Annotated in this window: 21 protein-coding genes, 2 tRNA genes and 1 rRNA gene; 7 read left to right on the forward strand and 17 right to left on the reverse strand. The window is 56.4% G+C overall.

The features are described from left to right. Position 1: 1 nt before the first annotated feature. From BTJ39_RS21915 to mtnK, 5 genes are all read right to left on the reverse strand, one after another. Positions 2-1,132 (reverse strand): ROK family transcriptional regulator, encoded by a 1,131-nt coding sequence (locus BTJ39_RS21915; RefSeq protein WP_078004815.1) that lies wholly within the window; start codon positions 1,130-1,132, stop codon positions 2-4. Between the two features lie 8 nt (positions 1,133-1,140). Next, a complete protein-coding gene (locus BTJ39_RS21920; RefSeq protein ID WP_139356396.1) occupies positions 1,141-2,334 on the reverse strand; it encodes an N-acetylglucosamine-6-phosphate deacetylase in 1,194 nt (397 codons plus the stop codon). After that, on the reverse strand, positions 2,327-3,103 hold the full coding sequence (locus BTJ39_RS21925; protein ID WP_096777774.1) for a glucosamine-6-phosphate deaminase: 777 nt from the start codon (positions 3,101-3,103) through the stop codon (positions 2,327-2,329). The genes BTJ39_RS21920 and BTJ39_RS21925 overlap by 8 nt, the downstream gene beginning before the upstream one ends. After that, positions 3,100-4,614: a sodium:solute symporter family protein gene (locus BTJ39_RS21930; protein WP_078004816.1), complete on the reverse strand. Its 1,515-nt coding sequence runs from the start codon at positions 4,612-4,614 to the stop codon at positions 3,100-3,102. Before BTJ39_RS21930 ends, BTJ39_RS21925 begins: the two co-directional genes overlap by 4 nt. A 424-nt stretch (positions 4,615-5,038) precedes the next feature. Then, a complete protein-coding gene (mtnK, locus tag BTJ39_RS21935; protein ID WP_078004817.1) occupies positions 5,039-6,238 on the reverse strand; it encodes an S-methyl-5-thioribose kinase in 1,200 nt (399 codons plus the stop codon). Positions 6,239-6,339: 101 nt separating this feature from the next. On the opposite strand from mtnK, the gene mtnA reads away from it, so the two are divergent. Further along, entirely contained in the window at positions 6,340-7,368 is a 1,029-nt protein-coding gene (mtnA, locus tag BTJ39_RS21940) for an S-methyl-5-thioribose-1-phosphate isomerase (protein ID WP_078004818.1), read from the forward strand. A 92-nt stretch (positions 7,369-7,460) separates the two neighbouring features. On the opposite strand, the gene BTJ39_RS21945 is transcribed toward mtnA, so the two are convergent. From BTJ39_RS21945 to BTJ39_RS21955, 3 genes are read right to left on the reverse strand one after another with little or no spacing between them, the layout of a single operon-like run. Then, the gene (locus BTJ39_RS21945) at positions 7,461-8,003 is read right to left on the reverse strand and encodes a 1,2-dihydroxy-3-keto-5-methylthiopentene dioxygenase (RefSeq protein WP_078004819.1); all 543 of its coding nucleotides are present in this window, start codon (positions 8,001-8,003) and stop codon (positions 7,461-7,463) included. Then, on the reverse strand, positions 8,000-8,689 hold the full coding sequence (mtnC, locus tag BTJ39_RS21950; RefSeq protein WP_078004820.1) for an acireductone synthase: 690 nt from the start codon (positions 8,687-8,689) through the stop codon (positions 8,000-8,002). The genes BTJ39_RS21945 and mtnC overlap by 4 nt, the downstream gene beginning before the upstream one ends. Beyond that, positions 8,686-9,300: a methylthioribulose 1-phosphate dehydratase gene (locus tag BTJ39_RS21955; RefSeq protein WP_078004833.1), complete on the reverse strand. Its 615-nt coding sequence runs from the start codon at positions 9,298-9,300 to the stop codon at positions 8,686-8,688. The genes mtnC and BTJ39_RS21955 overlap by 4 nt, the downstream gene beginning before the upstream one ends. A gap of 140 nt (positions 9,301-9,440) precedes the next feature. Here BTJ39_RS21955 and BTJ39_RS21960 point away from each other — a divergent pair, with 140 nt between their 5' ends. Both BTJ39_RS21960 and BTJ39_RS21965 read left to right on the forward strand, forming a co-directional pair. Continuing rightward, complete coding sequence (locus BTJ39_RS21960) at positions 9,441-10,601, forward strand: pyridoxal phosphate-dependent aminotransferase (RefSeq protein ID WP_078004821.1); 1,161 nt, start codon at positions 9,441-9,443, stop codon at positions 10,599-10,601. Next, a complete protein-coding gene (locus tag BTJ39_RS21965; RefSeq protein WP_078004822.1) occupies positions 10,589-11,356 on the forward strand; it encodes an amidohydrolase in 768 nt (255 codons plus the stop codon). The genes BTJ39_RS21960 and BTJ39_RS21965 overlap by 13 nt, the downstream gene beginning before the upstream one ends. A gap of 104 nt (positions 11,357-11,460) precedes the next feature. On the opposite strand, the gene BTJ39_RS21970 is transcribed toward BTJ39_RS21965, so the two are convergent. From BTJ39_RS21970 to dnaQ, 4 genes are all read right to left on the reverse strand, one after another. Further along, complete coding sequence (locus BTJ39_RS21970) at positions 11,461-12,702, reverse strand: pyridoxal-phosphate-dependent aminotransferase family protein (RefSeq protein ID WP_078004823.1); 1,242 nt, start codon at positions 12,700-12,702, stop codon at positions 11,461-11,463. Between the two features lie 144 nt (positions 12,703-12,846). Next, entirely contained in the window at positions 12,847-13,587 is a 741-nt protein-coding gene (gene hpxA / locus BTJ39_RS21975; protein WP_078004824.1) for an allantoin racemase, read from the reverse strand. Between the two features lie 458 nt (positions 13,588-14,045). Continuing rightward, positions 14,046-14,122: transfer RNA gene (locus BTJ39_RS21980), tRNA-Asp, on the reverse strand. A 133-nt stretch (positions 14,123-14,255) separates the two neighbouring features. Continuing rightward, positions 14,256-14,987: a DNA polymerase III subunit epsilon gene (gene dnaQ, locus BTJ39_RS21985; protein WP_078004834.1), complete on the reverse strand. Its 732-nt coding sequence runs from the start codon at positions 14,985-14,987 to the stop codon at positions 14,256-14,258. 51 nt (positions 14,988-15,038) lie between these two features. On the opposite strand from dnaQ, the gene rnhA reads away from it, so the two are divergent. Further along, on the forward strand, positions 15,039-15,506 hold the full coding sequence (gene rnhA, locus BTJ39_RS21990) for a ribonuclease HI (RefSeq protein WP_078004825.1): 468 nt from the start codon (positions 15,039-15,041) through the stop codon (positions 15,504-15,506). Here rnhA and BTJ39_RS21995 read toward each other — a convergent pair. Further along, positions 15,488-16,228 carry a class I SAM-dependent methyltransferase gene (locus BTJ39_RS21995; protein WP_078004826.1) on the reverse strand — a complete coding sequence of 247 codons (741 nt, stop codon included), beginning with the start codon at positions 16,226-16,228 and terminating at the stop codon, positions 15,488-15,490. The two genes, rnhA and BTJ39_RS21995, sit on opposite strands and share 19 nt — an antisense overlap. Positions 16,229-16,268: 40 nt before the next feature. Between BTJ39_RS21995 and gloB the strand changes: the two genes are divergently transcribed. Both gloB and mltD read left to right on the forward strand, forming a co-directional pair. After that, on the forward strand, positions 16,269-17,024 hold the full coding sequence (gene gloB / locus BTJ39_RS22000; RefSeq protein ID WP_078004827.1) for a hydroxyacylglutathione hydrolase: 756 nt from the start codon (positions 16,269-16,271) through the stop codon (positions 17,022-17,024). 71 nt (positions 17,025-17,095) lie between these two features. Then, positions 17,096-18,469 (forward strand): murein transglycosylase D, encoded by a 1,374-nt coding sequence (mltD, locus tag BTJ39_RS22005; protein ID WP_078004828.1) that lies wholly within the window; start codon positions 17,096-17,098, stop codon positions 18,467-18,469. Positions 18,470-18,557: 88 nt separating this feature from the next. Here the strand turns inward: mltD and BTJ39_RS22010 are convergent, their stop codons facing one another. Next, positions 18,558-19,325, reverse strand: coding sequence for a class I SAM-dependent methyltransferase (locus BTJ39_RS22010; RefSeq protein WP_078004829.1), 768 nt, complete (start codon positions 19,323-19,325; stop codon positions 18,558-18,560). A gap of 82 nt (positions 19,326-19,407) precedes the next feature. Further along, positions 19,408-20,211 (reverse strand): endonuclease/exonuclease/phosphatase family protein, encoded by an 804-nt coding sequence (locus BTJ39_RS22015; protein WP_078004830.1) that lies wholly within the window; start codon positions 20,209-20,211, stop codon positions 19,408-19,410. 216 nt (positions 20,212-20,427) lie between these two features. Here BTJ39_RS22015 and yafC point away from each other — a divergent pair, with 216 nt between their 5' ends. Further along, positions 20,428-21,330 (forward strand): DNA-binding transcriptional regulator YafC, encoded by a 903-nt coding sequence (gene yafC, locus BTJ39_RS22020; protein WP_078004831.1) that lies wholly within the window; start codon positions 20,428-20,430, stop codon positions 21,328-21,330. A gap of 57 nt (positions 21,331-21,387) precedes the next feature. Here the strand turns inward: yafC and BTJ39_RS22025 are convergent. Together BTJ39_RS22025 and rrf are read right to left on the reverse strand one after the other, a co-directional pair. Next, a tRNA-Asp gene (locus BTJ39_RS22025) sits at positions 21,388-21,464 on the reverse strand. A gap of 80 nt (positions 21,465-21,544) precedes the next feature. After that, a 5S ribosomal RNA gene (rrf, locus tag BTJ39_RS22030) occupies positions 21,545-21,660 on the reverse strand. Positions 21,661-21,662 lie beyond the last annotated feature (2 nt).

Raw genomic sequence — 21,662 nt, forward strand, 5'->3', positions numbered from 1 at the left:
GTTAAAGTACCGACTGCTCGCTCTGTTCGATCATCGCCAGAGCGAGCCCCTGAGCCGGGTCGAAGGTTTGCTGCATAAACAGCAGCTGAGTATTCTGCCAGGTAAAACTTAACGTCTGCGCTTTTGCTGCCTCGCACGCCGCGTCACTGAACGCGGCGCTTTTATTCCAGGGGGCGTCCACCACAATCACCGCCGGATTAAGCAGCAGCATAATCTGACTCAGCGCTCTGCCAAGCCAGGTCCCGGCCTGATGCATCACTTCATCCACCTGCTGCGGATCGCGCTCCCGCGTGTGCCAGCTTAATCCCGGCGCCAGGCTCGCCAGCCGCTGTTCAATCGCCGGCACGCTGATTACCGCCTCCAGGCAGCCGCGCTGACCGCAGCGACAGGCCGGTCCATCATACTCGACCATCAGATGGCCGGCCTCGCCCGCCGTCCAGCTGTTGCCAGTATAAATATCGCTGCCGTTAACCAGCGCGCCGCCGACGCCTTCGCCGACGCGCAGGTAAAAGCGACTGCGGTCTGCTGGCAGTCGGTCATGCTGCAAGGAGAGCAGCGCGGCGGCTTTAACGATGTTCATGGCCGCCACGGGAACAGAAAGATTAAGCGAGCTAAGCAGGTCAACATTGCGCCAGCCGAGATGGGAAGAAAGGTGCAGTATGCCGCCGCGCGGATCGACAATGCCGGGGAAGCCAAAGCCGATCCCCAGCAGTCCGGGGTGGTCGCTCGCCAGCTGCGACGCCAGCTGCGCAAGACGCTCAAGCACCGGCTGCGGGCTGCCGGTTTCCAGCGTTTCCTGCCCCTGCGCGAGCGGCCGGGAGAAATAATCACAGACCATCCAGCGCAGCTGATGGCGTTCAACCATGATGCCGGCGCTTTTTAATACCTGTGCTTCCAGCGCGATGCGGATTTTCGGCCGTCCGGCGCTTCTTCCGGCCAGCGCCCCGCGCTCGCTGACCCAGCCGCGGGCGATCAGCTCATCGACAATCAGCGAAACGGTATTTTTACTCAGCGCCAGCGCTTCGGCCAGGTCCTGGCGGGTGGTCTCCCTGACCTGACGCAGCGCTGCCAGCAGCCTTTTTTCGTTATGCAGGCGCAGCAACGCCGGTCCCTTCCCCGATTCTTTAAACATGCGGCGTGTTACTCGTTACCTGGAGTGGCAACCAGTCTGGCAGCCTGTGCGCCCGCAGCGCAAGCGACTTTTTCTCCTCCTTTCCAGCAGGCTTGCAGATGAAGGCCGCCGGAATCTTCGGTTAACAGCGAGACAACATCGGCCGGCGCGCCGACGCGTAGCGCCGCCGGCGCCAGGCCCATCAGCGCGGCCGGACGCGCCGAGGCCATCGCTACCGCCTCAGAAATGGTTGCCAGCCCGTGACGATAAAGATGGCTGACGCCATCCAGCAGCCCGCGCGCCGAGCCAGCTAACAGCGCCGGATTCTGCGCCATCGACAGCCGACGATTTTCACTCAGGATAACCCTGCCGCCAATGGGTGAATCGTAAGTACCGGGCGCCATACCGGCAAAACAGGTGACATCGCTGACCAGAAATGCCTGGCTGCCCTTCGCACGCAGAAAAACCTTCAGCACTTCGGCCGGCAAATGGTCGCCGTCGGCAATCAGCCCGGCGGCGAGGCCATCATGGGCCAGCTGCGACCAGATGTAATTGGGGTGGCGCGCCAGCTGCAAATGCGCGCCGTTGCCAAGGTGGGTCGACAGCGAGGCGCCGGCGGCGACCGCCTGGTCAATCTGCTGCGGCGTTGCCGCAGTATGACCAATCGAAACGGTCACCCCGCTGGCGACACAGCGGGCAATAAACTGCGGCGCTTGCGGCCATTCCGGCGAGAGCGTCAGCAGGCGGATGCGACCGCCGGCGGCGCGCTGCCAGCGCGCGAAAGTGGTAAAGTCGGGTGGCTGAATATGGCTGGCGGGATGCGCGCCACGCGGGCCGTCCTGCGGTGATAAAAACGGGCCTTCGAGGTGAATGCCGGCCACTGCGGCATTGATCACCGCATCCGCCTCACAGGCGCTGCGCAGCGCGCCGAGGGCCTGGGTAATTTCTTCATCGGAGGCGGTGATAACTGTCGGTAAAAAACGCGTTACGCCCTGCAGCCAGAGCTGCTGTACTACGTGACGCACGCCATCGGTGGTAAACGGGAAATGATTAAAATCGACGCCGTCATAGCCGTTAACCTGCAAATCCACCAGCCCCGGCGCCAGCCATGCCAGCGCCTCACGCTCTTCGATAGCGACGATTTCCGCAATCGCGCCGTTCTCAATATGCAGTGCGATTGGCGCGCCGCTGGCGACATCCCTGCCTTCAATACGCTCAGTCATGTTTCACTCCGGCAAAGGCCGCCGCATCGGTATATAGCGTACAGCCAGGGTGTTGACGCAGAATCGTGGCCGGACACGCCGTGCTGACCGGCTCCAGCAAGGTGGCGCGCACGGCCTGCCGTTTAGTGGCGCCGGGCACCATGCAGAATAAACGCTCGGCCGACAGCAGAGTCGGAATCGTCAGCGTCAGGGCATGCGTCGGCACCGCATCCATAGCGGCGAAGCAGCCGTCGTTAACCTGCTGCTGACGGCAGGCTTCGTCCAGTTCGACCACCTTCATCGCCTGCGGATCGCGAAAATCAGCCACCGGCGGATCGTTAAATGCCAGGTGACCGTTTTCACCGATGCCAAGGCAAACCATATCCAGCGGCTGAGCGTTAAGCGCCGCGATATAGCCCTGGCAAATTTCATCGGCATCGCCCTCGGTCGGTATCAGATGCACCTCGCCGGGCTTGACCAGATCAAATAAATGGCTTTGCAGATAGCGGGCAAAACGCTGTTCAGCCGCCGCCGGCAGCCCGAGGTATTCATCCATGTGAAAAGCCCGCACCCGCGCCCAGTCAATGTCCGACGCCGCCGCCAGCGTGGTGAGAAACTCATTTTGCGAAGGCGCCGCAGCAAAGATAATGGTTACCTGCGGCTGCTGGCTCAGGCGCTGTCGCAGCCAGCTCGCAGCCTGTTCGCCAGCCCTGGCGCCCAGGCTGGCGCGGTCGGGAAAGACTTCAACGTTTAGCTGCTCATAGCGCAGCGTAGTTATATCGGCACTCATGCTTTTCTCCTTTTTGCGCGCATTGTGGCATTTAAATCAGCGGGAGGATCGTTTTCCAGCGCCGCCAGCAGCGATTCAACTTCCGGGCGCGCCGGCACCGGTGAAAGCCAGCCCATCACGGCGAAAATCACCAGCGAAACCAGTACCGGACTGGCAACCAGTACTGCGGTGCTGACGCCGGTAAGAATAAACTTCACCAGCATAAAAGTGCCGACGCCGCCCGCCCAGGAGAGGATCGCCGCCGCCGCATGGCTTTTGCGAAACCAGGGCAGCAAACCCAGCAGCATCGGAATGGATATTGGACCCACCAGGCCGCCGAACCAGATAATCAGCAGCGACAGCACGCCGCCAAAACGGCTGGCGTTAAGCGCAATGATAAGCGTGGCGATAATAAACAGGGTGGCGGTGATGCGTGCAGCGATCAACGATGACTTGCCGCGACTGAAACGCTTTGGAAACAGCACCGGCAAAATGTCGCGTGTGACCACGGCGGTAATCGCATTGGCGTCAGACGAGGTCATCGACAGGGTGTGGGTAAACATGGCCACCAGCACCAGCCCAATCAGCCCGTTGGGCAGCAGCGACATCGCCATCACCGAATATGACCGCGAGGGATCATCAATGTTGGGAAACAGGATCGGCGCCGCCCACATCGGCCAGAACAGAATCACGGGCCAGATCAGATAAAGCACCGCAGACAGCAGCGCGGCTTTACGCGCCTCACGGCCGCCCGGCGAGGCGATAAAGCGCTGCGCCAGGTTCCAGGTGCCGCCGTTGTAGCTCAGGGTATAGATAACAAAATAAGCCAGAATAAAGCCGAGGGTGTATGGCTCCTGAATGATCTGCGTATGCTGCGCCGGCAGCCGATCCCAGATGGTGAACAGCTCACCGAAACCGCCCAGATGGATAGCCACCGCACCGACCATCACCAGCGCCGCGACGAACTGCACCACAAACTGGCCGAAGTCGTTACAGGCATCGGCCCACAGGCCGCCCATGACGGTGTAAAACAGGCTCAGACCGCCGGAAATACAGATGCCGGCGACCAAATCCAGCCCGGTGAATACGTTAATAATTAATGCAATTGCCGCCCATTTGGCACCGACGTCGAAAAGCTTAAGGAATACGCCGCTCCAGGCCAGTACCTGCTGCGTTGGCACGTTATAACGAGTGGCCAGATACTCCATCGGCGATTCAATATTCATATGAATACGCAGCCGCGCCCAGCGCGGTGCAAACAGCCAGGCTCCCAGCAGAACCGCAGCGGCAATAGGGAACGCCCACCAGAAATAGATGGTGATGCCATTGCGATAGGCCACCGCCGCGTAGGCCACAAACACCGCCGCGCTGTAGCCCGACATATGGTGAGACACGCCGGAAAGCCACCAGGGCATTTTGCCGCCGGCGGCGAAAAAATCTTTGGTACTGCCGACCCTGCGCATCGCCCAGAGCGTGATAAATACTATCATCAGCGCGTACAGCGCCATTACCAGATAATCAAGAGCGTTCATTGCCAACCCCGTGTTTCAGAATTTATTCACTCCGGCTGCTGCCGGATGCGTTATGGCGAGCTCCGTGGGAAGGGCAACCCGGTTCTCCGACCGGGTGAAATTAATTAATCCTAAGTTAGGACTAATTAAATCTGACAAATTTTTCGCCATTTAGATGCGATCGATTTCACACTATCACTTTTCAATATGGCCGCCTGGAGGCGGCGTAATGCAGATTACCGACAACAATCACGCTCGCGCGTTTGCCGCCGCTGGCGATCGCCGGCGGCCAGTATGGCGTTGTATCGGGCAGAAAGATCGTCATAGAAGGCCGGTGACGGATTGACCATCAACATCAGGCAGGAGAAGCGTTTAGTCGGCTAAATCAGTCGGCCGAAGAGCGTTCTGTGGGCGCAGGCCGCTAGCTGGCGGCCTGCATCAGAAGTCAGCCGTTCTGACGAATGCGGGCAATTAAGGCGTCGATATTTTCAACGTGGTGCGCGGCGAGGATCAGCACTTTACCGAGATTAATCGCCTGTTCAATGCAGGCATCGCGCATCGCGTCATCAGCAATATCTTCCAGGTCGGCGACGTGGGCCATGCCGACCGTGCGCCGGATAAGCTCAGTGCCACAGTAGCCAATGGCATCCGCCAGAACTTTTTGCAGAAATTGCGCCGCGTAACCCGGCCAGGCCAGCGCATAATCGCGGGTTTTTTCTGCGACCAGCGCGAGGAACTGGTCGGCAAATTGCTGCCAGACGATTTTCACATCCTGCAACCGCTGCTCGCGCGCATCCGCCGCCTCGCGCGGTGGCAGCAATCCCGGCAGCCCACAGTAGTTAAGCAGCAGGTTGCCGATAGCCGTTCCAACGTCAAAACCTATCGGCCCGTAATAGCCAAATTCGGCGTCAATGGCCTTCAGCTGTCCGTCACCAACGAAAATCGAACCGCTGTGAATATCGCCGTGCAGCAGGGCTTCCGCGTGGCTAAAAAAAGCATGTTTAAGTGCCGCCACCGCCGTTCTCAGCTGGTCATCATCACGCAGTGCCGCGACGGTGGCCTCCAGCGCAGGCGGATAGCTGTTCCGCTGATGCTGCTGATAGGGATCGTTAAAAAACAGATCCTCGGTGATCTCACACATCTGCGGATTAATAAAGCGCGCCACCTGGGCCTTTTTCTCATGAGGATGCTGGTGAAAATCAGAGGTATAAAATAGCGTTTGTGCCAGATAACGGCCGAGCTGAGCGGCGGCCTGCGGATGATAATGCCCCTGCACCAGTTCGCGGCGCCAGATATGAAGGTTGGAGAGGTCTTCCATTACCATCACCGCCAGCTGCGCATCATAATGCAAAATTTTTACCGTATGTTCACCGCAGTGCTGTCCGTGAACCAGCAGCGTTTCCGCTTCGAGTCTGGCGCGATCGAGCGTCAGCGGCCAGGATTCGCCTACGCAGCGAACATAGGGCAGCGCCTGCTTGACCACCACCCGACTGACGCCCTGGCGGTCAAAAATGCGAAATACCAGATTCAGATTGCCATCACCCACTTCCTGCGCATCCACCAGCGACTGCGCATCGGCCAGTCCGGCATGCTGGCGGGCGTATTCAACGGCATCTGCAGCGGTGAAAGTGCGATATTGCGCCATATGCTGATCCTCTTCAAAATCGTTATAAGACGTTCAGACGTCTATACAGCTGAAAAGCATCCTGGCACAATAGTACACACCAACGCAACACGGAATTAACTATGCAGACCTTAACCACCACCAGCCTGCAAATCCGCGACAACCAGCTGTGGATACTCGACCAGCAGGCGCTACCGCAGCAAAAAAACTGGTGCCCGACCCCCGACGCAGCCACGCTGGTTGAGCATATAAAAGCGCTGCGAGTGCGCGGAGCGCCGCTTATCGGCCTCTCCGCCAGCCTGCTGCTGGCGCTGCTGGCAGAACAGGGCATGACGCAGCCAGAGCTGGCGCAGGCGCTGGAACTGCTGCGCGCCTCCCGCCCCACCGCCGTTAACCTGATGAACAATCTTGATCGCATGAAGCGCGCGCTGGCCGCTCCCCAGTATGCCAGCGCCATGGCGGAGGAAGCGCTACGACTGGTGGCCGAGGACCGGGCGCTGTGCGATAGCATCGCCCGGGCGGGAAGCGCGTTAATTACGCCCGGCAGCCGTCTGCTGACCCATTGCAATACCGGGGGTTTAGCCACGGCCGGTGTCGGTACCGCTTTGGGGGTGATCGCCGCAGGCTGGCAGCAGGGCAAGGTGCAAAACGTCTGGGTTGATGAAACCCGTCCGCTGCTACAGGGAGGCCGTCTTACCGCCTGGGAGTTAAGCGAGCTGGGGATCCCCTGCCGGCTGATCTGCGATTCGATGGCGGCAGCCTTGATGGCGCAAAAGCAGGTTGACGCCGTCTGGGTCGGCGCCGACCGTATTGCGGCGAACGGAGACGTCGCCAATAAGATAGGCACTTACAGCCTGGCGGTGCTGGCCCGTTATCACGACGTCCCATTTTACGTTGCAGCGCCACATACCACGCTGGATTCAGACTGCCCGAACGGCGCGGCGATACCGATTGAACAGCGCGCAGCGGCTGAGATTACCGGCGTTGCTGGCAGCTTCGGCGCGGTGCAGTGGGCGCCGCAGGATATCGACGTCTGGAACCCGGCATTTGACGTTACCCCGGCGCCGCTGATTAGCGGCTGGGTGCTGGACAGCGGAGTGGTAACGCCGGAACAGGTGCAGGCCGGTATTTTCCAGCCCGCCTCGCGCTGAAGGCGAAAACCCGCAGCGTTGGCGCTGCGGGTGGTTTCAGGCTGACGACGTCTTCGGGCTGCCGAAGGGTAGCGGATTATCGCCCTCTGGCCTCAGGGCAGCCGTGGGTAGGCGTCGGCGATGTTATCGCCGGTGAAGCGGGCAACCCAGCCCTCCTGGTTGTCGAAAATACGAATCGCGGTGAAGTGCGGCTCGGAGCCCATATCAAACCAGTGCGCCGTACCGGCCGGCACGGATATAAGATCGTTTTTTTCGCACAGGATCTGATAGACCTCGCCGTCAAGATGCAGGCAAAACAGACCGGCGCCCTCAACGAAAAAGCGCACCTCGTCCTCACCGTGGGTATGTTCGGCAAGAAACTTGCTGCGCAGCGTTTCTTTCTGCGGATTGTCGGCGCGCATGCTGATTACGTCCCAGCTCTGGTAGCCCTTTTCGGCCACCAGCCGATCGATAGCATGTTGATAGGCCGCCAGTACGGTGTCGGAGTCAGGCGCGGCGCCGAGATCGCGGTCCGCCTGCCAGCGCTCAAAGCGAACCCCTTTTGTCGCCAGCTGCCGGCGGATTTCCTCAGCATCAACGCTGTGCCACTGCGGCTGGCTGGTGTCGGTATCAGAATAAATCGTCAATGCGCTCATGTTGGCAAAAACTCCGGGTTAATTTCAGCAAAGCTGGCGACCTGACGGTGGCTGCTGTCAGTGTCCAGCCGATCGCGGATCAGTTGCAGCGTATGCCAGCCTGCTGAGCGGGCGGCATCCAGCTCCTGATTAATATCAGAAAGAAACAATAACTCCTGCGGCGCCAGGCCGAGCTGCTGCTGGATGTTCCGGTAGGATGTAACGTCACGCTTAGCGCCAACGTGGGTATCAAACCAGCCGCTAAACAGCCCGGTGAGATCGCCGGCATCGCTGTAGCCGAACAGCAGCTTCTGTGCCGCGACCGAGCCGGAGGAATAAACGCAGAGCTTAATGCCTTGCTGCTGCCAGGCTTGCAGGGCGGGCAGCACATCCGCATACAGATGGCCGGTGAAGTCGCCATTCAGATAGCCATCGCGCCAGATCATGCCCTGCAACGCTTTCAGCGCGGTTGATTTGCGGTCTTCATCCATAAACTGATACAGCACGGCAACCAGCTCGGCCTGCGTCGCCTGCGGCTGATCAGTTTCCTGGCGCAGATCGTTTAAGGACTGCACGACCGCGTCCTCATGCTGGTGCTGCGCCAGCCATGATTCAAGATGCTTACGCGCATAGGGAAACAACACCTGATGCACAAAGCGGATGTCGCTGGTGGTGCCCTCAATATCGGTCACAATAGCGCGGATCATTTTGCCTCCAGTTGTCGACGTTGTAATTCACACTGGAACAGAAATTCCAGACCTTCAAGATGGCGTTTAGCCTCGGCTACGTCGCGTCCCCAGCACGTCAGGCCGTGCCCTCGCAGTAAAAACCCCCACTTAATCGGCGTTTCGCTAGCGAAAAACTCAATGCGCTGAGCCAGTGCGCTAATGTCCTGATCGTTATCAAACAGCGGTATTGCGACGGTATCGAGATGGCTCTGCTGTTCGCGCAGCGTTTTTTGCATTTCGTAGCCTTGTAACAGGATAGCAGCCCGTTTTTCCACCCGCGAAAGCACGGTGGCATTGACCGAATGGGTGTGCAAAATCGCGCCTGCCTCAGGATACAGCCGGTAAATCAGGGTATGCAGGCCGGTTTCAGCGGAGGGTTTACGCCCGGAAGGCACGTGATTACTGGCGATCTCAACCTGGATAAAGTCATCAGCGGTCAGCGCGCCCTTGTCTTTACCCGACTCGCTAAGCAGGCAGTAGCGACCCTCCTGGCGCAGCGACATATTGCCGCCGGTAGCCGGCGCCCAGCCCTTAGCGCCAATCCAGTGACAGGCTGCCACCAGCTGCGTGAGTTGTGTTTCGTCTGTCATGGTATTTTCCGCCGCTGTACCCATGTTTAACGCCTGTGATTATGGACGTCTAAGCATCTTGATTGCCAAATCTTAACACCATGTTAAGATTTGGCAACCTGACAGCCTTTCATCTATTCGCGCAAGTAAGGGAAATAATCATGAGTAAGACGCCGTTGATTCCGCAGAGCAAGCTTCCCGCACTGGGAACAACTATTTTTACCCGGATGAGCGCGCTGGCACAGCAGCACAATGCCATTAATCTTTCGCAAGGATTCCCCGATTTTGACGGCCCGGACTACCTTAAGCAGCGGCTGGCTTACCACGTTAGTTCCGGCGCGAATCAGTACGCCCCGATGACCGGCGTAGCGCCGCTGCGCGCGGCGATTGCCAGTAAGACCCAGCGGTTATATGACTACCTGCCAGATAAAGACAGTGAGATCACCGTCACCGCCGGCGCAACCGAAGCGCTCTTTGCGGCGATTGCCGCACTGGTGCGGCCAGGCGATGAAGTCATTTGTTTTGATCCGAGCTACGACAGCTATGGCCCCGCCATTGAGCTGGCGGGCGGTATCATTAAGCGTCTGACCTTGCAACCGCCCGCCTTTCGCGTTGACTGGGCGGCGTTCAGCGCCCTGCTGTCGCCACGCACAAGGCTGGTGATCCTCAATACGCCGCACAATCCATCAGCAACCGTCTGGCAGGCCGATGACTACGCTGCCCTGTGGCAGGCGATTGCCGGGCAGGAAATCTACGTGCTCAGCGATGAAGTGTATGAGCACATTTGCTTTGCGCCCCAGGGCCATAACAGCGTGCTGGCGCACCCGGCGCTACGCGAGCGGGCCGTTGTGGTGTCATCCTTTGGCAAAACCTTTCATATGACCGGCTGGAAGGTAGGCTACAGCGTTGCGCCAGCGGCAATCAGCGCGGAAATTCGTAAAGTTCATCAGTATCTGACGTTTGCGGTAAATACGCCGGCTCAGCTGGCGCTGGCGGATATGCTTGACGCCGAGCCGCAGCACTATCTGACGCTGCCTGAATTTTACCGCGCGCGCCGCGACCATTTTGTTCGCTCGCTTGCATCCAGCCGCTTTAAGCTTCTACCCTGTGAAGGTACTTACTTTTTACTGGCGGATTACAGCGCGATCTCGGATCTGGACGATGTCAGCTTCTGTGAATGGCTAACCACCGACGTCGGGGTTGCCGCCATTCCCCTTTCCGTGTTCTGCGCCGACGCTTTTCCACACAAACTCATTCGCCTGTGCTTTGCCAAACAGCAAAGCACGCTGGATGCCGCAGCGGAGCGCCTGTGTCGACTCTAAACGTTACCTTATTGCAACAACCGCTGGCGTGGATGGATGGCGAAGCCAACCTGCGCCACTTTGATACCCTGCTGAAGGATATCGCCGCGCGCGACCTGATTGTACTGCCGGAAATGTTCACCACCGGCTTTGCCATGGAAGCGGCGCAAAATTCGCTGCCTGAAGCGCAGGTTATTGAATGGCTGCAAGACCACGCCCGGCGCAGCCATGCGCTGCTGGCGGGTAGCGCGGCTATTCAGACGGAAAAAGGCGCCGTGAACCGCTTTCTGCTGGTCGAACCCGGCGGTAAGGTCCACCGCTATGACAAGCGCCACCTGTTTCGCATGGGCGAAGAGCATAAGCACTATCAGGCCGGCGAACGGCGGGAAATAATCGAATGGCGCGGCTGGCGTATTTTGCCGCAAATCTGCTACGACCTGCGCTTTCCGGTATTTGCCCGCAACCGCAGTGACTACGATCTGGCGCTGTACGTGGCCAACTGGCCTGCCGCCCGCGCTCACCACTGGCAGACGCTGCTGCTGGCACGCGCGATTGAAAACCAGGCGTACGTCATGGGCTGCAATCGGGTAGGCAGCGACGGCAACCAGCTAAACTACAGCGGAGACAGCCTGATAATCAGCCCGCAGGGCGAGATTCTCGCCAGCGCGCAGCCGCACCAGCCAGCACGGCTTGATGCCGGGCTGTCACTGGAAACGCTTAGCGACTATCGCACCCGCTTCCCCGCCTGGCGCGACGCCGACAGCTTTACGCTCTGAATATCAACCAACGGCGCTCCCGGCGCCGTTGGCCTCTGGCGCGAAAACCCGCGCGGCTCAGCCCGCAGGTCGGCGAATCTGGCGATTCACCACGCTGTGCCGGCTCACACCGCGCCCTCATGATGGTAATGATCCCAGGCCGCCTGCATCGCGGCGCCCTGCACGCTGCGGAACTTCAGGTAGTTCAGTACCGACTCCAGCGCGCTCAGGGTGGTCATCACGCAATCTTTACGCGCGTTATATCCCATAGAGCCAATGCGCCACACTTTGCCATGCAGCGGCCCGAAGGAGGTACCGATTTCAATGGCAAAATCGTTAAGCAACAAATCCCGCACCTGCTCGCCATCAATGCCTGCCGGGATCAGCACGGCGAGCACGTTATTCATTTTATGGTTCAGATCGCCAAAGGTTTCTAACCCCATCGCCTGGATGCCCTTCAGCAGCGCCTCACCGTGAAGTTTGTGGCGAGCAATGCCGTTATCAACGCCTTCTTGCAGGATCAAACGGGCGCATTCGCGCGCGCCGAACAGCGCTGAGGTAGCCTCCGTATGGTGATTGAGGCGCTCCGGCCCCCAGTAATCCATCACCATGCCGAGATCAAAATAGTTGGAGTAGATCATCTCATCATCGCCGTTGCGATGCGCACTGGTGCGTATGCCCTCTTCCACACACTTACGCCGGCGTATTTCTGCTTCCATTCTGCCACTGAGGGTAATGGGCGAGGTACCGGAAGGCCCGCCGAGGCACTTCTGCATCCCCGCAGAGACCGCATCCAACCCCCAGACATCGGTTTTCAGCTCGTTGCCGCCGATAGACGCTGTTGCATCGGTATAAAACAGCACGTCATAGCGCCGGCAGATTTCACCAAGTTCAGCCAGCGGCTGCAGCATCGTGGTTGAGGTGTCGCCCTGTACCGTCAGCAGCATACGCGGGCGAATGGTTTTAATCGCGCTTTCAATCTGGTCGGGGGTAAACACCTGCCCCCACGGCACTTCAATCGTATGTACCTCGGCCCTGCAACGGCGGGCGATTTCACACAGCAGGTGGCCAAAACGGCCAAAAACCGGTACCAGAACCTTATCGCCAGGCCGGATAGCCGACAGCAAAATGGCTTCAATGCCGGCGCGCGAGGTGCCGTCAATCAGCATTGTCCAGCGGTTATCGGTACAGAATACTCCACGGTAAAGCGCCATGACTTCATTCATATAATGGGTCATTGCCGGATCGTATTGGCCAATAAGCTGGCTTGACATTGCCCGCAGTACGCGCGGATCGGCATTTACCGGTCCCGGTCCCATCAGTAAGCGCTGGGGCGGGTTGATTTGGCGAGAGTGAGTGATATCCATTTATGGTTCCTTTCTGTTAGTTCAGACCGCTACGGCTGGCTCTGGCCATGCATCAATGCACGTCTGTTGGCACTCCATTGCGCGTGCGGATAGTGTTGATTAAAGAGACATGTCTGTTCGCTTAGCTTGCTTTCAGGATGATCTTTAAGGGTTGAAAACCTGGAATTTGCCGCTCAGCGGCTTAGATTCAGGGTAAGCCAGGTCGCCAAGCTTGCTGGTGGAAAGGCCAAGCTCAGCCAGCGACTCCACCATTTTTACCGCCGCGCTGACGCCGTCGATAACCGGCACGCCCAGCTCCAGGGTCAGCGCGCGAGCTAAATCGGCCATGCCGCCGCAGCCCAGCACAATAGCGCCGCAGCCATCTTCTTTGATCGCCTGCATGCAACGCTCACGTACTTTGCGCTGGGCTGCGCCGCTACCATCTTCCAGCGTCAGCACCGGGAGATCGATAGCGTGCAGCGCCGCACAGTGATGGCTGAAGCCGTAAAGCTGTAGCAAATGACGCGCAATAATCAGCGTGCGCGGCAGCGTGGTGACGATGGAAAAGCGCGTCGATACCAGCGTTGCCATGTGCATCGCCGCTTCGGCGATGCCAATCACCGGCGCCTGGGCCAGTTCACGCGCCGCCATCAGACCCGGATCGCCAAAACAGGCGATGATATGACCGTCCACGCCCTGCTCACGACCGATTTTTATCTGCTCAAGCACGCCAACCGCCGCGATAGCCTCGTCGAAATGGCCCTCAATTGAAGGCACGCCTTCTGACGGACAGACCGCCAGAATTTCGCTATCCGGCCCGGCCGCCGCCTGAGCAGCCATGCCAATGGTTTTCGTCATCGCCTGACAAGTATTGGGATTAATAACCTGAATGCGTATCCGTGACATTGTGAAGATCCTTATAACCGACAAGCCGTCGGGAAAACCTGATGGAATTTTAGCGTCGCGCAGTGGGCAACGCTGATGATAACCGCGACAGACAGCCGGACTTGTTTTACCCCCGTTCAGCGCCCTGCGATCGGCGGAACCGGAAGCGGCGATTAGCGACAGATTATGCCCGTTTTTCCGGCATCTTGCTCGCCCCGGGCCTAAACCACAACCTGATTTTTTGTCTGCCCGTTTATTTTTACCCTGCGGCGCCGCCGTGTACAGCGCGTTTAACGTCAGCGGGATAAACCTGCGCTACAGAGAGGTTTTGATAATTTCGCGACAAGCAGGATGAGGTTTACAGCAGCTTGTCGTCAGAGAGTCGACGCCCTGCCGGAAGGCGAAAAAAAACCGCATTGCCTGGTAAGCGATGCGGTCTTTTCCTTCTCAGGACGCTCTGAAGCCTCCCGGAATAATTTTGGCGGAACGGACGGGGCTCGAACCCGCGACCCCCTGCGTGACAGGCAGGTATTCTAACCAACTGAACTACCGCTCCGCGCTGTGCTCCCCGTCGGGAACGAGGCGAATATTAAAAGCATGCCCCGCTGGCGTCAACGCTTTTTGCTGCGAAACGGATTAACCGGCTGAAATTTCAGCGCCCTGGCGTTTTATAACGACTTTTCCGTCGTTTAGGCGCGCCACAGGCAGCTTCCCCCTTTTTTCATTACCAGATCAAGCCGCGACTCGTGGGCAACAATCTCTTCCTCGGAAGCAGCAATAACCCGTAGCCCCGACTGCGGGCGTACAACGCGCTGGATGGTCTCTCCCTGATTTGCCTGCTGATTGTCCCCCTCCATCGAGAATGCCAGCGAGGTTTGGCCGCCGGTCATGGCGAGGAAAACTTCAGCCAGGATTTCGGAGTCAAGTAACGCCCCGTGCAGGGTTCGCTTGCTGTTATCGATTTCGTAACGGTTGCAAAGTGCATCCAGGCTGTTGCGCTTGCCGGGGAACAGCTTACGCGCCATCGCCAGGCTATCGGTTACGCGACAAATGCTTTCAAGCTTTCCGTCATCACGCTTGAGCAGCGAAAGTTCGTAATCAAGGAAGCCGATATCAAACGATGCGTTGTGAATGACCAGCTCAGCGCCGCGGATATACTCGAGGAAATCATCAACCACATCGGCAAAAACCGGCTTATCAAGCAGGAACTCATCGGCAATACCATGAACGCCGAAGGCTTCCGGATCGATAAGTCGATCGGGCTTCAGATAGATATGAAAGTTATTGCCCGTCAGGCGGCGATTAACCACTTCCACGGCGCCAATTTCAATGACCCGGTGTCCTTCGTAATGGACACCGATCATGTTCATACCGGTGGTTTCGGTATCAAGAACAATCTGCCGTGTATTTGCTGTGCTCATAGCGCTCATTATGTCAGACTTGGGGTTTTATTATTGGAGAGTCTACCAGAGATGGTTAAGCAGGTAGAAATTTTCACCGACGGCTCCTGCCTCGGTAATCCCGGGCCGGGGGGTTATGGTGCCATTCTACGCTATCAACAGCACGAAAAGCTTTTCAGTGCCGGTTATCGACTAACAACCAATAATCGCATGGAGCTGATGGCCGCGATAGTGGCGCTGGAGGCGCTGAAGGAGCCCTGCCAGGTGGTTCTCAGCACCGACAGCCAGTATGTTCGCCAGGGGATTACCAGCTGGATCCATAACTGGAAAAAACGCGGCTGGAAAACGGCGGAAAAAAAACCGGTTAAAAATGTCGACCTCTGGCAACGGCTTGATGCAGCACTGCACTCACATAAAATTCAATGGGAGTGGGTTAAAGGCCATGCCGGGCATCCTGAAAACGAGCGCTGTGATGAGCTGGCCCGTAATGCGGCCGCTAATCCAACCGGAGAGGATACCGGCTATCGCCCCGATGCCTGATCCTTACCATTCTGGCGATAGTGCTGCGTTGCGCCAATCACCGGCCGCAGCTGGGTTTTTCCCGATGCTTTGCGCGCCGGATTCATGGTTAGCGGTAGCGTACGCTTGCGCGCAACCATAATCGTCAGGCAGCCGAGAGCGGGCAGATGCTTGCTGATAACTTTACCGCCCTGCTTGCGCCAGGGCAGCACCTGAAATCCGCCGCGTTGCACCAGTTCATAATTAAGCAGACTAAGCCAGTCCAGTAAGCGCATCTGGCTGAACATGCGGCTATTCCAGGGAATACGCCGGTGTAATCCCGGCAGAAGCTTCCCCATTCCCAGCATACTGATGGGATTAAAGCCGGTAATAATCAGCCAGCCGTCATCAATAAGTACCCGATCGACCTCGCGCAGGATACGATGCGGATCGTGGCTCCATGACAGCGTGTGAGCGAGCAGGCAGGCATCGACTGACTTGCTCTCAAACGGCAGATGCAGCGGATCGGCCTGCACCTGGATATTATCCCCTTGCAGAGCGACGTTAACCTGATGTGAAATCGGACAGTCGTCAGTGGCAAGCTCCGCACTGAGGTGACCAACCTTCAGAAAGTGAAAACCATAGAGCTTTGTCAGACAGGGCTTGAGATGCATAGCAAGTGCATCACGATAGTGTTCTCCCCAGAGCATATCGTTCCAGGAATTGGGCGTTGCACTGATCTGACGTATCTTAGCGGGTTTCATGCTCTACCATTAATTTTCATTCAGCCTGAGAGAAGTGATTATGCATCTTATTCCGGTTCCAGCGCTATCAGACAACTACATCTGGTTACTGCATGATGAGGCGGGCAATACGCTGATTGTTGACCCCGGCGAAGCGGAGCCGGTGATTGACTACCTGACGCAACATCAGCTTGTCGCGCAATCTATCCTGCTCACCCACCATCATCACGATCATGTTGGCGGCGTAAAAGCGCTACGACAAAAATACCCCGAAATAACCGTCTTTGGTCCGGTAGAAACGGCGAATAAAGGGGCAGATAACATTGTCGCAGAGGGCGACAGCGTGCCCTTTGGCGATCGTGAGTTTCGCGTTATTCACACCCCGGGCCACACTTTAGGACACATCTCATATTTCAGTAATCCTTATCTCTTTTGTGGAGATACCATGTTTTCCGGCGGATGCGGCCGGCTGTTTGAAGGCACACCGAAACAAATGTATCAGTCTTTTCAAACAATTAACCAACTTCCGGACGAAACGCTAATTTGCTGCGCGCATGAATACACGCTGTCAAATATGACCTTTGCTAAAGCAATATGGCCGGAAAACCAGAAAATAGCTGACTATTACGATGAAATTAAAGCAATGCGGGCAGAAAATCAGATAACTTTACCAACAACCCTGCAACATGAGCGACAAATTAATGTTTTTTTAATGTCACAACTCGTTGAATTAAAAAACAAACTAAAGGTTAAGTATACCAACAGTCAACCTGAGCAAATTTTCGCTGTTTTACGCGCTAAGAAGGACCATTTTTGATAATACAGGTTGTATTGTGCTAATACCCCACGTATTATTGCTCGTCTTTTAAGCGAACTGTTGACACACACATGAAGGCTAAAGCGATACTTCTCGCCTCGGTCTTGTTGGTTGGGTGCCAGGCGTCAGGACATGACGCCAACGTTCCAGACCAGCATGCACAGAGTTTGTCTTCGCCAGGAGAAAAAGGGCAATCCCAGGATCGTATGTTGTCCCCACGATGGCAGGATGATGGAACCAACCTGACCAAGGACAGCGATTTATGGGCCTTAATCCGTGATGGGCTGAAGATGAAGGTTCCGGATAACCCCCGGATCCGCGCACAACGAGTAAATTATTTAAGAAATAAGAGCTATCTCCACGATGTAACATTACGGGCAGAGCCGTATATGTACTGGATAGTCGAGCAGATTAAGAAACGTAAGATGCCGATGGAACTAGTACTACTACCCATAGTGGAGAGCGCTTTTAACCCCAGGGCTACTTCTGCTTCCAATGCCGCCGGCATTTGGCAGATTGTACCTTCTACGGGGCGCAATTACGGTTTGAAGCAGAACCGGTATTACGATGGCCGACGCGACATTGTTGCTTCGACCCGTGTAGCACTGGATATGATGCAGCGCATGAATAAAATGTTTGATGGCGACTGGCTGCTAACCGTTGCTGCCTATAACAGCGGCGAAGGGCGCGTGCTAAACGCCATCAAATACAACAAAGCGCACGGTAAACCGACCGATTTCTGGCATCTGTCGCTGCCACGGGAAACCACCATTTACGTGCCTAAGATGCTGGCACTGAGTGAAATCCTTAAGGATAATCGCCGCTACGGCGTGCGTTTGCCTACGGCTGATGAAAGTCGCGCCCTGGCGCGGGTTGATGTCGGCCAGCAGCTCAAACTGACTCAGGTTGCCGAAATGGCCGGTATGTCGCTAACGAAGCTGAAGAACTTTAATAGCGGCTACAAAACCAGTGAAACTGCGCCAAACGGCCCCCATTACATTATGGTGCCGAAGTCGCATGTTGATCAGCTGCGCGAGTCGCTCGCCAGCGCCGATATCGACGCCATTCAGCCAACCAAAGCATTGGCTGACAACGACAGTGGCAGTGGCAGCTATAAGGTCCGCGCAGGCGATACCTTATCCGCAATCGCTGCACGACTGAATGTCCCGGTCAGCGAGCTGAAACGCAGCAACAATCTGCGCAGCGCAATGCTGAAACCCGGTCAGGTGCTGAAAGTGGGTCGTAACGCAAGCGCCCTTTCCCTGGCCGACAACAGCAGCATCACTTATCAGGTACGTCGGGGAGATTCCCTCGCCAGCATAGCAAAGCGTCATGGGGTTAATATCAAAGACGTGATGCGTTGGAACAGCAGAGCCAGTGGCAATATCCAGCCGGGTGAAAAGCTGACCCTGTATGTTAATGGTAACGCGGCTCCCGAAAGTTAACTTCGGTTGTGACATAAAAAAGCCAGACTAAGTCTGGCTTTTTTTACATCCTTAATTTCTTATGACATCACTTACCAGGCTATCCCAATCAGGCTTTTACCGCTTCAATAAAAATAGTATCTGAACTGAAGCTGCCATCAGACTGCAGTAAAAAGTAATCTTTCACCTCATCTGACGCACTATCCTGATAGGCACGGATAGCATTCACGATGGCTTCAGGCGTACGCATCCGCGCAACCCAGCTGCTGAACTCCAGCTCAAGACGCCCCTGATGCAGTGCAGCGATTGTCAGCCCTGCTTCAGTAAACAGCGTCAGCCACTCGCCGGGAGCATAGTTACGCACATGCGAGGTATCACGCAGCGCTTCGATGGTTGACAGCCAGACATCTTTAACCGCATTGCCCGGTGAGCTGATATCCATAAATATGACCTTGCCATGGGGTTTCAGAACGCGACGGACTTCACGCATGGCGCGGCCAACATCGTGCCAGTGATGCGCCGAATAACGGCTAATCACGATATCGAAACTAGCGTCTTCAAAGGGCAATACCTCGGCATAACCCTGAGCGGTTGTCAGGTGGCTGAAACCACGCTCCTGCGCGGTGTTCTTTACTACCTCTAACATCTGCGCCGACAGATCGTAGGCAACCACCGCTTTCACCTGCTGGGCGGCAACATAGCTGGCATGACCGGCACCGCAACCGAGGTCCAGTACCCTGGCCTCTTTTTCTCCTGATAAACGCTCGGCCAGCCGCAGCAAATCGTGTCCGCTGGCATGTACCGCACTGGACAGGTAGGCGTTTGCCTGGGCGCCAAACTGTTTATCGACATTATCGTGGTGACTTTGCGTTGCCATATCTCTGTTTCCTTCAATTAAAACGCTTTTATAATAAGGGCAGATATGACTGACCTGCCCGGTAACGGCAGGCCGGCACGAGTTAATTCAGCTCAGGCTTGCCGGGTGAGAATTCGACTAGTAGCGGATTGTGATCGGAGGCACGGGTAACCAGAACGGCCGCTTCAGCCACCTTCATTCCCCGGTAAAAAACAAAATCAAGCGGGCGACCGAAAGCTTTGCGGCGATGATCGTCGGTAAAACGCACTTCTCTTAATCCCATTTCACGAGCAAAACGGTACAGCGCATTGATACGCTGGCGGCTCCACGCATTAAAATCGCCGGCCAGAATCACCGGACCTTTATGATGCATAACCTGATCGCCGATCGGCCCCAGCTGCTTGCTGTATACATCGATACCGAGGCTGAAATTAACCGCGTGGACGTTTACCACCATCAGCGTCTGATCGTTGGGCAGCGGGTAGGCGGTAATAAGCGCAGATTTGGCGAGTCGTAAAAGTGGCTCACGCTCAATTAATGGGCAGCAGTAAACCGGATGAGCCGCTGCCAGCGTCATCACACCAGAAGGGTGTACCGGCAGCATAAAGGCCGGAACCTGGTCGGCAGCCATATAGTTAGCGGTAGCAAACTGCACCAGCTCAGGGGTTGCCTGCGCTTCCTGCAATAGCACCAGGTGGGACTCTCTACCAAAGCTTTGCAGCACTGACTGCCAGTCTGCGCGCTGCTGCTTGAAGATATTCCATACCAGCACCCGCAGCGTTTGCTGCATTGGTAATGGCTCTCCTGGCGATAATGCCTGACCTACATGCAACAGTGCCGCAGGCGGGAAGATCCGCTCTGCGGGCTGACCTGCCGTATAACGCATGGAGTAGGTCTTTTTATTCACTTACTACTGGCCTCTTTTACAACGGTAAGTTTCTACGTTAAGGATTTTATTCAAGGGTTGCAATCTCACAGCATAGCTTTTCAGGAAAAGCTGCGTAAGTAAATGCGAATGCGCCGTCCCGGATGACGCCATGAATTGCTCATGCAAGCAGTAGCATGACGTGTTTTAATACTTATATAGCAAAAGTTAACATCTATCTTTGTTTAAGGAGCAATAGTGCGCGCCACCTCAGATGATCTATTGCTGTTTGTCACCGTCGTTGAAAACGGTAGCTTCAGCCGGGCAGCTGAACAATTAGATGTTGCTACTTCGGTGGTCAGTCGGGCAGTAAAAAAGCTGGAAACCAAGCTCGGCGTATCCTTACTTAACCGGACGACGCGTCAACTCAGCCTGACGCAGGAAGGCGAACGATACTTCCGCCGTGTACAGAAAGTATTGCAGGAGATGAGCGAGGCGGAAGAGGAAATCATTGGCGACCAGCACTCGCCCCGGGGAGACTTACGTATTGATGCCTCGACCCCGGTTATTCTGCATTTGTTAATGCCGATGATTAAACCCTTTCTCTCGCGTTATCCTGGTATGACGCTTTCTCTGGTTTCTTCTGAAAGCTTTATCAATCTGATTGAGCGTAAAGTCGATATTGCCATTCGTGCCGGTAATCTGGATGATTCGACTTTACGTGCCCGGCCGCTGTTTATCAGCCATCGTCGCATCGTTGCTGCGCCGGCGTACATTGCCGAACGCGGCATGCCACAGCGAGTAGAAGATCTCAGCACGCATGATTGCCTGGCGTTTATCGAAACGGCACGCCTTAATCGCTGGCCAGTAAAAACCGCCGATAATCGTTTTTTCACCATCCCACCAGGCTCCTCAGCGAACAGCGGAGAAACCCTAAAGCAGCTCTGCCTGACCGGTAACGGTATCGCCTGCCTTTCTGAGTTTATGGTGGATAAAGAAATTGCCGAAGGGACGCTGGTCCAGATCCTGCCCGATCGGACGGTGCCAGAGGAGATGCCTTTTCACGCGGTTTATTATAGTGACCGTTCAGTAAGTCCACGTATCCGCGTGTTTATTGACTTTTTATACGATTACATTGAAAAGCAGCCCTGGAAGCGGTAAGCGCCGCCGCCAAAGATAAAAAAAAGCCCTGACATTTCTGTCAGGGCTTGTATAAAGTGGCGGAACGGACGGGGCTCGAACCCGCGACCCCCTGCGTGACAGGCAGGTATTCTAACCAACTGAACTACCGCTCCACCGATTCTGTACTGATGCCGCTTATTGCGCGACTTCAGGTGTTTCTCCCATCCCGCGTCACCGGGTGGTCTTATATGATGCCTGGCAGTTCCCTACTCTCGCATGGGGAGACCCCACACTACCATCGGCGCTACGGCGTTTCACTTCTGAGTTCGGCATGGGGTCAGGTGGGACCACCGCGCTAGTGCCGCCAGGCA

Origin of the sequence: Izhakiella australiensis (assembly GCF_002006995.1) — a bacterium.
Classification (GTDB): Bacteria; Pseudomonadota; Gammaproteobacteria; order Enterobacterales; family Enterobacteriaceae; genus Izhakiella; species Izhakiella australiensis.